General features: G+C 47.9%; 9 protein-coding genes and 2 pseudogenes. 8 read left to right on the top strand and 3 right to left on the bottom strand.

Features of this window, described 5'->3' with window-relative positions; translation table 11 throughout:
• Nucleotides 1-447: 447 nt before the first annotated feature.
• The 4 genes and pseudogenes from C5S62_RS00390 (at nt 448) to C5S62_RS00400 (ending at nt 3204) form a co-directional block, all read left to right on the top strand.
• On the top strand, nt 448-870 hold the full coding sequence (locus tag C5S62_RS00390; RefSeq protein WP_104403587.1) for a PepSY-like domain-containing protein: 423 nt from the start codon (nt 448-450) through the stop codon (nt 868-870).
• A 16-nt stretch (nt 871-886) separates the two neighbouring features.
• Nucleotides 887-1036, top strand: coding sequence for a hypothetical protein (locus C5S62_RS13415; RefSeq protein WP_190311529.1), 150 nt, complete (start codon nt 887-889; stop codon nt 1034-1036).
• A 27-nt stretch (nt 1037-1063) separates the two neighbouring features.
• Nucleotides 1064-1318, top strand: a pseudogene (locus C5S62_RS00395) (PepSY-like domain-containing protein); the annotation flags it as partial.
• A gap of 245 nt (nt 1319-1563) precedes the next feature.
• Nucleotides 1564-3204: a beta-N-acetylhexosaminidase gene (locus C5S62_RS00400; protein ID WP_104403588.1), complete on the top strand. Its 1641-nt coding sequence runs from the start codon at nt 1564-1566 to the stop codon at nt 3202-3204.
• Between the two features lie 275 nt (nt 3205-3479).
• Here C5S62_RS00400 and C5S62_RS00405 read toward each other — a convergent pair whose 3' ends face one another.
• Nucleotides 3480-4673: a saccharopine dehydrogenase family protein gene (locus C5S62_RS00405; RefSeq protein ID WP_104403580.1), complete on the bottom strand. Its 1194-nt coding sequence runs from the start codon at nt 4671-4673 to the stop codon at nt 3480-3482.
• A gap of 627 nt (nt 4674-5300) precedes the next feature.
• Here C5S62_RS00405 and C5S62_RS00415 point away from each other — a divergent pair.
• A complete protein-coding gene (locus tag C5S62_RS00415) occupies nt 5301-6194 on the top strand; it encodes an RluA family pseudouridine synthase (protein WP_104403582.1) in 894 nt (297 codons plus the stop codon).
• A gap of 145 nt (nt 6195-6339) precedes the next feature.
• Complete coding sequence (locus C5S62_RS00420; RefSeq protein ID WP_104403583.1) at nt 6340-7215, top strand: OmpA family protein; 876 nt, start codon at nt 6340-6342, stop codon at nt 7213-7215.
• 132 nt (nt 7216-7347) lie between these two features.
• Here the strand turns inward: C5S62_RS00420 and C5S62_RS00425 are convergent, their stop codons facing one another.
• Both C5S62_RS00425 and C5S62_RS00430 read right to left on the bottom strand, forming a co-directional pair.
• Nucleotides 7348-7980 carry an HD domain-containing protein gene (locus C5S62_RS00425; protein ID WP_104403584.1) on the bottom strand — a complete coding sequence of 211 codons (633 nt, stop codon included), beginning with the start codon at nt 7978-7980 and terminating at the stop codon, nt 7348-7350.
• A 1-nt stretch (nt 7981) separates the two neighbouring features.
• Complete coding sequence (locus C5S62_RS00430) at nt 7982-8449, bottom strand: nucleoside deaminase (protein WP_104403585.1); 468 nt, start codon at nt 8447-8449, stop codon at nt 7982-7984.
• A gap of 523 nt (nt 8450-8972) precedes the next feature.
• Between C5S62_RS00430 and C5S62_RS00435 the strand changes: the two genes are divergently transcribed.
• Entirely contained in the window at nt 8973-10196 is a 1224-nt protein-coding gene (locus tag C5S62_RS00435; protein ID WP_104403586.1) for a site-specific integrase, read from the top strand.
• Between the two features lie 21 nt (nt 10197-10217).
• Nucleotides 10218-11036, top strand: a pseudogene (locus C5S62_RS00440) (phage integrase SAM-like domain and Arm DNA-binding domain-containing protein); the annotation flags it as partial.
• Nucleotides 11037-11272: the final 236 nt, after the last annotated feature.

An 11272-nucleotide genomic window follows, 5' to 3' on the forward strand; every position in this document is an offset into this window, starting at 1 on the left:
GTATCTTTGTAACAGCGGAGCGGGGCTTTCCATCGGGAAGTCCCGCTTTTTCAGTATTTTCGAACCATATTCCGACCGTTTTCCGTCCTGTTTTTCCTGAAAATTCCCCGTATTGCAATTCAAATACCAAGTATTCGTGTGAAAAATCCAATAAGGACTTTTTGTTTTTCAATATCTACAACCTATGTTTTAACACTCCAAAATGTTGCAGAAAGTTAAAAACGTTAAAGTCAGACAGATGAAAACATAAGCATGGCAAAGGGGGAAAGACTGGCTTTTATTTCTTAAACTCGTAGATTGATTATGCCCCATTTCGCAACAGAAGTCAAAAATACTTATTTAATATGCTTTTTCCAATCAAATTCAAGGATTCTTTCTAACTTCGCTCTCAGGAATTAATGATAGCTTTATTCACTTCAAAAAAACTCAGAATTTATGAAAACGACAATGAAAAAATGGATGTTGACCCTTGTCTGCCTTTTATTTATAGGTACAGCAAACGCTGGTAACGATAAACCTATCCGTCTGAGGCAGATGCCTGTAGCTGCCCAACAGCTGATAAAAAAGAATTTTAATGGCCGAAGAGTAGCTTTGGCAAAGGCCGAATCGAAAAGCTATGAAGTAGTCTTCACCAATGGCGACAAAGTGGAATTTGACCGCGACGGAAGATGGAAGGAAATATCCTGTAAGCAATCATCAGTACCGCCTGCACTTGTTCCGGCGGCCATCAGCCGCTACGTCAAAAGTCATTACGCCGGCCGACGCATCGTCAAACTGGAGCGTGACCGCAAAGAGTTTGAAGTAAATCTCGACAACGGTGTGGAAATTACTTTCAACAAAAATTTTCAGGTAACGGATATAGACCTGTAAACAGGAGGACAACGACATGAAACAACATTTCTTTTTAATTTCCCTGCTCATGTTTGGAATATCGATGACAGGGTGCGACAACAGCGGTGATGAGGTAAAAGATGTTCCAGTGGCGGTGAAAACGGCTTTTGACGTGATATATCCAGAAGGCGTTCACGAAAGATGAGAACGGGAGAAAGATTTTTATAAAGCAGAGTTCAGCAGATACGGGGTGGCCTCCGAAGCCTGGTTCACCTCCGAAGGCAGATGGGTGCGTACAGAAACCGATTTTTACGGCACACTGCCCCAACCTGTCACGGATTATATTGCCGCCCATTATTCCGGATATGCAATAGACGACTGTGACTTGGTGGAAATGCTTGACCTTGATTATTTTGACATCGAACTGGACAAACGTGGCGGATATGAAGCCCATTTAAAGATAACTTCAGAAGGTGTTTTGTTATAAGGAACAGTAACAATACTACACACAAAAAACAATTCGGAAGTGGTGTCGGTTTGCGATGCCGCTTCCGTTTTTTTCTGCGGTAGCACCGTATTTTAATAACCATACTCTGTTTTTCTTTCTTTTTATTCGTATCTTTGCCTTTAAAGCAAGGATAGGTACCGGCTGTAAGCTGAGTAAGAAACAGCCGGTACCTCATGATTGTTTTTACCATATATTTCTGTTTGTTAATAGATTCAGTCAGTATCATGAAATTAAAAGCATTCTTTTTGTGTTTGCTGGGAGTGAGTGCTACCGGATTACAGGCTCACGACCTCAACGTAATTCCCCGTCCGGCACAGATGGCAGTCGGTGAAGGCCTGTTTCATTTCAATTCCGCCACACGCGTCTGCTTGCCCCATTATCCCGGTGACAGCGTCCGTATGGTATTCACACAATGGGCCGGTAACTTTAAAGCCGCTTCCGGCATCAGTCTGAAAGAGACCTCAAAAACAAAAAAAGCAGCGGTGGTGCTCCTGCTCGACGCTACACTTCAGGCAGAAGCCTATAAGCTTGATGTGTCGGCCGGTAAAATCTGTATTTCGGCCTCAAGACCGGCTGGATTTTTCTATGCCTTGCAAACGCTTTCGCAACTGATGCCCTCACGGAGCGTCGTGGCCGGCGTGCCCGACAACAACGTGTCGGCATGGTCTGTACCTTCGGTGAGAATCGCCGATGCTCCCCGCTTCGAATGGCGTGGCTTTATGCTCGATGAAGGACGGCATTTCTATGGCACGGAAGAGATAAAAAAAATACTTGACATCATGGCAGCCTACAAGATGAACCGTTTCCATTGGCATCTCACCGAAGACCAAGGATGGCGGCTGGAAATAAAAAAATACCCTAAGCTCACGGAAATCGGCGCATGGCGGCGCAGCAAAGTGCTGGGATGGGGCGACACAAAGCCTGACGGACAACTCTATGGCGGTTACTACACACAGGAAGATGCCCGGGAAATCGTGAAATACGCCCGCGACCGTTTCATAGAAATCGTACCCGAGGTGGATATTCCCGGCCATTCACAAGCAGCAGTAGCGGCTTATCCGGAATTTCTTGCATGCGATCCTCAAACCCGACACGACGTGTGGCTTTGGCAAGGTGTTTCAGCCGATGTCATCAACGTCTCCAACCCGCGTGCCGTACAGTTCGCCAAAGATGTCGTAGATGAATTGACAGAAATCTTCCCTTACAGGTATATACATTTAGGAGGAGACGAATGTCCCACAGCCAAGTGGGAGCGCAACAACGACTGCCGGGAACAACTCAACGATATAGGATCGGAGAATTACCGGGATTTACAGATTAACTTTTACCGCCAGTTGCAGGAACATATCGCCCGTCAACCGGCCGAGCGCCAGCGCCAACTCATATTCTGGAACGAGGTGCTTCACGGCAATACGGCTCCTTTGGGTAAAGACATAACAATCATGGCGTGGGTCGGTGCCGACAGAGCCGCTAAAGAAGCGGCTACGCGAGGACTTAAAACCATTTTGTCGCCGCAGATACCATATTATATAAATCGCCGCCAGTCATCGCTGCCTACCGAGCCGCGTTCACAAGGTAATGGCACGGAAACGGTGGAAGCCGTTTATAACTATGTGCCGATGAAAGATATTCCGGCCGACTTACAGACAAAATATATGGGAGTGCAGGCTAATTTCTGGACGGAATGGGTGGAAGACGCCTCTACGGTTCAGTACTTGCTCCTGCCACGCCTGGCTGCTGTAGCAGAGGCCGGCTGGACACCGCAGCAGTTAAGGCAATATTCCGATTTCCTGAAGCGCCTGCAGGCCGAACCGGCATTTTATCGGATGAAGGGCATGAATTTCGGCAAGCATGTGTTTGAGTGAATAACCGTATCACATTCGGCCCGAAGTTCCGGTCGGAAATCTGTCATGGTTATTCCACACAAAAATTCGACGAAGTTTTTTTAAAAAAAGGTAACCGGCCGCATTTTTTTGAATAACCGTTTCACTGCCAGCAGTGTGGTTGCCAGCCACGTATAACGTGAAAAAACGGCTGCATAGTTTGATAATGACTATGCTGCCGTTTTTATATGGGTACACTTACGTTTCGTTACCTGACTTTATCGGGAGATATCAAAAACGTATAGGGCAAGTTTTTCTTAAAGTTCAAGATCACCATCGAATATTTCGTGCCAAGGTAATCCCTGCTTGTTGAGTTCTTCCATGAAGGGGTCCGGATCAAATTCCTCAACGTTCCATACGCCGGGACGCTTCCAAAGACCGAGCATAAACATGCGGGCACCGATGCATGCGGGCACTCCTGTGGTATAGCTCACGCCTTGCATGCCAGTTTCCTCGTAGGCGGCGCGGTGTGAGCAGTTGTTGTAGACGTAGTAAGTACGTTCTTTGCCGTCTTTCAAACCGCGTATGCGGCAGCCGATGCTTGTTTCGCCCTCATAGTTCTCCCCGAGGTCCTGAGGGTTGGGCAGTACAGCCTTGAGGAACTGAAGCGGTACGATTTCCTTGCCCTCATAATTGATAGGCACGATGCTGGCCATACCGATATTCTGTATGACGCGCAAATGGGTGAGATATTCCTGTCCGAAAGTCATCCAGAAGCGGGCACGCTTGATGGTAGGATAGTTCTTCACGAGACTTTCTATTTCCTCGTGGTGGAGCAAATAGCTCTCTTTGGGACCTATGCCGGGATAGGTGAGCGGCTGATGAATTTCGAGCGGTTCCGTTTCCACCCACTGTCCGTCCTGCCAGTAGAGTCCTTTTTGAGTGATTTCGCGGATGTTAATTTCGGGGTTGAAGTTAGTGGCAAACGCTTTGTGATGGTCGCCGGCGTTACAGTCCACGATGTCAAGATATTGTATCTCGTCGAAGTGGTGTTTGGCCGCGTAGGCGGTGTAGATGCTGGTTACGCCGGGGTCGAAGCCGCAGCCGAGTATGGCCGTCAGTCCGGCCTGTTCAAAACGTTCCTTGTAAGCCCATTGCCATGAATATTCGAAGTGAGCCTCGTCTTTCGGTTCGTAGTTGGCGGTGTCAAGATAAGAACAGCCACATTGCAGACAGGCTTCCATGATGGTGAGATCCTGATAAGGCAGGGCTAGATTCATCACGAGGTCGGGCTTGAATTCATTCATTAGCGCGCAGAGCTGTTCCACACTGTCGGCGTCTACCTGAGCCGTTTTTATGTCGTTGCGGCCTATGGCTTTGACGATGGCGTCGCACTTGGACTTTGTGCGGCTGGCAATCATTATCTCGCTGAACACATCAGTGTTCTGGGCAACCTTATGAGCAGCTACAGTAGCAACGCCGCCGGCGCCGATAATCAATACTTTTCCCATGTTTCTTTTTGGTTTACGGATTAAATATGAGGACAAAGTTAAAGAAAAAAACTCATCTATCAGTCTATTTTATCAGTCAAATGTAATTGACACGCGCTTATGCCACGCAATGCGGAGGGCCGGAGCGTCCTATAGCTTTTGTCAGCCTTTTTCCTACCGTATGCCCCGACAGGATTGCGGAATGTGCTTTTGATTACTTTCCTTGCCGTTTTTAACATTTCTTGCTTTCCGCTGGAAAATGTCGTATCTTTGTAATAGCGGAGCGGGGCTTTCTATCGGGGAAGTCCCGCTTTTTCAGTGTTTTCCGGCCATATTCCAGTCATTTTCCGCCCTGTTTTTCTTGAAAATTCCCCGTATTGCAGTTCAAATTCCAAGTATTTGTGTTAAAAATCCGATACGGACTTTTCAATTCCCGATACTTACAACCTATATTTTAACACTCCGAAATGTAACGGAAAGTTAAAGATGTTAAAGTGAAAGACGTTGAAAAATGTCTGTAAAACTAGGTATGGAAACAGGAACAGTAACAAACTACCTCGCGTGTAAGTTGGCATAATTGACAAAAACTTAGTAACTTTGCCTGCCATAACGGCAATTGTGCCGCAAAAGAGTTCAAAACCAATCATCATGCCCAAAAATTCAAGGCCTCAAGCCATCATGTTTACCGTTCGGGAGGCTACAACGCTCCTGTCTTTCATCATGCAAGCCCAAAGCGGCATCAGTCGCAACAAGGCCAAAGCAATCCTTGCAGGAAGCGGCGTCACAGTGAATGGAAAAATACAGACGCGTCACGACTATGCGCTCACACCAGGCATGAAAGTGGGCATTTCCAAACATAAGCCGGCGCAGCAACTCAACAACAAGTTTGTGAAGATTGTCTATGAAGACGCTTACATCGTAGTGGTGGAGAAAAACGTTGGCATCCTTTCCATGGCCGCCAACCATCATGCCTTCAGCGTCAAGTCTGTGCTCGATGAATATTTCCGCCGCTCCAAGCAGGCTTGTACGGCACATGTCGTGCATCGTCTGGACCGCGACACATCCGGTCTTTTGGTTTACGCTAAAACCATACAGGCCGAGCAGACACTGGAGCACAACTGGCGCGAAATAGTGACGGATCGTCGCTACATGGCACTTGTGTCGGGACGCATGGAGCAGCAGGCAGGAAAGGTGCAAAGCTGGCTCAAAGACAATAAGGCTTATATAACGCAGTCTTATCGTGAAGACCCCGGTGGCGGGAAATGGGCTGTTACTCACTTCCGTACCATGAAAACAGACGGGAAACACTCGCTCGTGGAACTCAAACTTGAAACAGGACGCAAAAATCAGATACGCGTACATCTGAAAGACCTGGGACATCCCGTTTGCGGCGACATAAAATATGGCCTTCAGGGCGATGATCCGGTGGGACGACTGGCACTTCACGCCTTCCGCCTCAATTTCTATCATCCCGTAACAGGGCAGCCCCTCCATTTTGAAACGACCGTCCCGAAAGTGTTTCTAAAGGCTTTGGAAAAATAAAAAAACAAAAAATATTTTTCTCTTAGCATTAATTTGCTTAACTTGCGCCTCAAAGAATCAACGGCAGGCTATGTCCCGCCTCCGGTTGAAAATGACACAATAACGGATAAGACTTTATTAAGGAAACATTAACGACGAAACTATTATGAAGCATTTAACCTCTTTTGCAGCTGTCGCTCTCGCTGCATTTGCCATGACAAGCTGCGTCAGCAAAAAACAATTCACAGAATTGAAGTCAGACTACGATAACCTGCAGAACAGGCATGCGGCCTTGCAAAACGACTATAATGATGCCAAAGTCAGCATTGCCAAGTATTCCAGCACGGCCAAAAGCCTTGAGGAACGCCTTGCCGAGGAGCAGAAACGCAACGCTGAAATGAAGGCCGCTTACGCACAGTTGCAGGGATCTTATCAGAACAACGTGCAACAGGGCAATGTAAACATCTCCAAATTGGTGGATGAAATCAACGCATCCAACAAGTTCATCAAACAACTCGTTGAGGCCAAGGACAAGAGCGACTCGCTCAATCAGGCCCTTACCAACAAACTGACGCGTTCACTCACCCGTGAGGAAATGAATGACGTAGACGTACAGGTGCTTAAGGGTGTTGTCTACATCTCACTGGCCGATAATATGCTCTATAAGAGCGGATCTTACGAAATAGGCAGCCGTGCCGGCGAAACCCTTTCCAAGATTGCAAAAATTATCATGGACTACAAAGACTATGACGTTTTGGTGGAGGGTAATACGGACAACGTGCCCATTTCGCAGAAGAACATCCGCAACAATTGGGACCTGTCGGCATTACGCGCATCATCAGTGGTTCAGGCTCTGCAAAACGAGTATGGCGTAGACCCCAAGCGTCTTTCTGCAGCCGGCCGTGGCGAGTACAATCCTATAGCCTCCAACGCAACAGCCACGGGCAAGCAGCGTAACCGCCGCACACAGATTATCATTACGCCGAAACTTGATGAGTTTATGGATCTTATCGACCAGGCTCCCGATCAGGAAAAGCAATAATTAAGTTTTTAGAGAACAATCAATAATGAAAAGTGGAAAGCGGCACTGGGCGGCTTTCCACTTTTTTATGTACATTCCGCAATCTCCCTTTCAATATCGCATGAAAATCCACAGGACATCCCTTCCCGAATGTCAGAGAGCCGCCGTTTCCTCCTCGTAGAGCAGGTCAAAGCGATTGCGCAGAGCCGCTTCATCGGAAATTATGTGGCGCAACTCCTCCAATCTTACGGAATTGGGACTCTCCGGAATCCATAACTGCAAATAACCTCCGGGCGCATATTTATCTTTCAGGTGCGTTGCAAAACGCGTGTATTGAGCTTCACGTGGCAACTCGGGATAATGCGACAGACCGTATTGCACCGTTCGTCGGAGCGTAACGTCTGGATCAATTAGGCGGTCAGCTTCGGCTACCAACCGGCCGTATAGGGTGCGAGGGGCATGTCCCAAAGAAGCACGATGATCTTCGGCAGCTTCAGCTATGATTGAAATTTCCGTTTCGGAAAACCAGCGGGACAATGTCCGGTCGGCACGAATGATACGCGCGGAATTTTTATGGTGCTCATCACGTCCCTGGCAAAGTCCGAGGTCATGGCAGGCTGCAGCCACGTAAAGCATCTTTCGGTCAATTTCCGGATAAAATTCGGCCAAATCCATGCAACGTCTGATGACAGCTTCGGCATGATTACGACGGTGAGCCGTATCAAAAGCATCATATTGAGGAAGTATGGAAGATTCGATATAAGTCTTTAGATCTTTGTCAATCATGTCAGTAGGCTGTTTTTTTGTCGTTGTCGCACCATGCCTTGAAGGCACCCAAAGCTTCGTCATGCAGCAGATGTTCAGACGGTAGCCGACGCTCTTCTTTCTGCAGTTCCAGTTCTTTATATATAAAGGCGTCATCAAAACCAGCAGCTGCTGCGTCTTTTTGAGTACCGCCATAGAAAAGGCGCGAAAGCCTGGCCCAATAGATGGCGCCCAGGCACATGGGGCATGGTTCGCACGAAGCATAGATGTCACAACCTTCAAGCGTGAAAGAACCCAGTTTGGAGGCTGCCGCGCGAATGGCCTGTACTTCGGCATGAGCCGTAGGATCGTGGTTGGCCGTAACCCTGTTGACACCTTCAGCTATGATGTTTCCGTTGCGGGCAATGACAGCGCCAAAAGGTCCGCCGCCCCTGCTTACGTTCTCTGTAGCCAGTTCGATGGCTCGTTTCATAAGTTCTTTGTGGGTCATAGTTTTTGTTATTGTAAGATGGGAAGATTTGTTTGAGGACAGATGTTTTTGTCCTGCTCTTTTGGGAAAACGGATGCGAAATACCGGAAACGTAGTACGAAGCTGCTGAAACCGATATCACAAATATAATGAGAATTCGCGAGACTATGGCAATAAATGGGGAATAAAGTAATGTGTTGAGAGTTAGGAGAGATCGGCGTTGTTCGTCCGAAGGGTGCTTTCGGCGAAAAATTCGGTTTTTGGAAGGGTTAGGAGATTGAATCGCTACCTATCCGTTGCCTTTTTCCTATCCGGAATCCCGGTCTTGAAGACGGTTTTGCCGATGGATGGTTATCCCTGTTTTATGCCGCAGGAGTCGCTTGTCGGGCATCTTTGCTACTGCAAATTTAGCGATTTTTCCCGGCAATGTGAAGAAATATAGGCTCCGGGATGGCATCTGTGATTCCTATTCGTGGTTCCGCTACGTTTTGCATACCTACAAATGACTCTATATCAGTTAATTTTGTAAACAAAGAATAGAGTTATGAAAAAGAGTGGATTAAAGGTTTCGTTCTACCTTAAAAAGAGCGAGATGTCGGATGACGGTCTGTGTCCGGTGATGGGGCGTATAAACGTAGGCAGATACTCGGAGGCAGCTTTCAGCGCGAAACTCTCGGCATCACCTAAGGCATGGATGCTCGGCCGTGCCACTGGCAAGAGCGCCGCGTCAAGGGAAATCAACCGCCAGCTTGACGAAATCAGGGCAAGCGCACTTTCCGTCTATCAGGAACTGTCGGCTGTCCGCATGGGCGTGACCGCCGATGATGTGAAGTGCCAGATACAGGGGATGGCTTTCGGACAGGAAACGCTGATGGGATATTTCAGCACATTCATAGAGAACTTCGCAAAGCGTGTCGGTGTGAACCGGGTTCATGGCACACTGAAATCATACAATTACACCTACAAATGCCTGGCAACATTTCTGGAAACGGAGTATAAGCTGTCGGATATTCCGTTTACGGCTATCGACCGTTCCTTCATAGACAAGTATGACATCTACCTGCGTACACAGCGCCGACTCGCCACCTCCACCGTGGGCTTTCATACAACACGGTTGAAGATGATAGTCTCGGAGGCTATCACCGACGGCATCATAACCGCAGATCCTTTTGCCGGATATGAGGCAGAAAAGCCGCAGCGTGAGCAGAAGTTTCTTACTTCGGAGGAACTCCACCGGATTATGACGACACCGCTCCACGACAGCCGTCTGTACCATGTCCGCGATCTCTTCCTGTTCTCCTGCTATACAGGCATTCCATACGGCGATATGTGTCTTCTGACGGAAGATAATCTTGAAACTGCCGAGGACGGTACGGTCTGGATCAGGTCCTCGCGAAAAAAGACGAAGGTGGAATATGAGATACCGTTGCTTGAGCTGCCATTGAGAATTATCGAGAAATACCGGGGAATGGCACCTGAAGGGAAACTCCTGCCGATGTACAGCAACTCCACCCTGAACGCATATCTGAAAAGGATTGCCAAGATATGCGGCATAGAGCGCAGGCTGGTCTATCACTGCGGGCGTCATACCTACGCCACCGAGATCACGCTTGCACATGGTGTGCCTCTTGAGACCGTCAGCCGTATGCTGGGCCATAACCGGATTACCACGACGCAGATTTACGCGAAAGTGACCGATGACAAAATCGGGACAGACACACAGAACCTTGACAGCCGGATAGCGTCACGCTTCACTGTCGCCATTTAATAAACCAAACCCCACATAGTCATGAAAAAGGATAAAGACAACAATACACCCAAACGGCGTAGCACATTCGCCATCCTCTTCTATATCAACCGGACAAAAGTCCGCAAGGACGGAACATGCCAGCTTCTGTGCAAGGTCAGCATAGACGCCGAATGGGAGCAGATAGGAACGAAAGTGTCTGTGAACCCGGATATCTGGAACCCCGAAAAAGGACGGGCGGACGGGCGCAGTGCCAATGCAGTCACCGTGAACCGCGCCATAGACTCGCTGACAGCTGAGATAAACGAACATTACGAGGATATAAGGCGCAGCCTTGGCTTCGTCACCGCCGAGCTTGTTAAGAACGCCATGAAGGGCATCGGGCGCAAGCCATCGACCCTTTTGGCTCTTTTCCGTGAACATAACGAGGAATTCCACAAGCGTGTGGGCGTAGACCGCACAAAGGAATCATACGAAAGCTATCTCAACTCATACCGTCATCTATCTGCATTCGTAACCGGGAAACGGGATATGGATGATGTGCCGCTCCGTGCGCTTGACAGGTCTTTTTATGACGATTTCGAGGTGTTTCTCGGCGCAGACCGTGGACTCAAGCCCAAATCGGTTCACGAACACCTGTACCGTCTGAAGAAGATGACGATGCGAGCAGTCAGCCAGGGCACGCTCCGCCGTGACCCATATGCGAGGCTCCATCCACCGTTGCCACGTCGCAAGAGCCGCCACATGAGGCTTGACGATCTGAAACTGCTTATAGAAAAACAGATAGATGCCCCAAATCTCCAAAGGGTGCGCGATTGGTTCATCTTCTCGAGCTTCACATTTGTTGCACTAACTAATGTGTAGTTGATTATCAATAAATTATAAGCTAATAATAGAGATATAGGTAATGGCTTAGAAACCACCTGTCTTCATCATTTTGCATGATTCTCAATCATTTCAAATAGCTCAATGCGAAGATAATATTATTTTGAGAATTAACCAAATTCTGATAATCAAAATCATACAAATTCAGCGAATTACCGGCTATGGTTGCTGAAATTTATACTTCAATCCATATTCTTCCAGTTTGTTGTACA

Source organism: Prevotella sp. MGM2 (assembly GCF_002933955.1).
Classification (GTDB): Bacteria; Bacteroidota; Bacteroidia; order Bacteroidales; family Bacteroidaceae; genus Alloprevotella.

What these genes read in the sequence shown, in the direction of transcription:
- C5S62_RS00390 (WP_104403587.1), top strand. Translation starts at nt 448, where the DNA reads ATGAAAAAATGGATGTTGACCCTTGTCTGCCTTTTATTTATAGGTACA.
- C5S62_RS13415 (WP_190311529.1), top strand. Translation starts at nt 887, where the DNA reads ATGAAACAACATTTCTTTTTAATTTCCCTGCTCATGTTTGGAATATCG.
- C5S62_RS00400 (WP_104403588.1), top strand. Translation starts at nt 1,564, where the DNA reads ATGAAATTAAAAGCATTCTTTTTGTGTTTGCTGGGAGTGAGTGCTACC.
- C5S62_RS00405 (WP_104403580.1), bottom strand. Translation starts at nt 4,673, where the DNA reads ATGGGAAAAGTATTGATTATCGGCGCCGGCGGCGTTGCTACTGTAGCT.
- C5S62_RS00415 (WP_104403582.1), top strand. Translation starts at nt 5,301, where the DNA reads ATGCCCAAAAATTCAAGGCCTCAAGCCATCATGTTTACCGTTCGGGAG.
- C5S62_RS00420 (WP_104403583.1), top strand. Translation starts at nt 6,340, where the DNA reads ATGAAGCATTTAACCTCTTTTGCAGCTGTCGCTCTCGCTGCATTTGCC.
- C5S62_RS00425 (WP_104403584.1), bottom strand. Translation starts at nt 7,980, where the DNA reads ATGATTGACAAAGATCTAAAGACTTATATCGAATCTTCCATACTTCCT.
- C5S62_RS00430 (WP_104403585.1), bottom strand. Translation starts at nt 8,449, where the DNA reads ATGACCCACAAAGAACTTATGAAACGAGCCATCGAACTGGCTACAGAG.
- C5S62_RS00435 (WP_104403586.1), top strand. Translation starts at nt 8,973, where the DNA reads ATGAAAAAGAGTGGATTAAAGGTTTCGTTCTACCTTAAAAAGAGCGAG.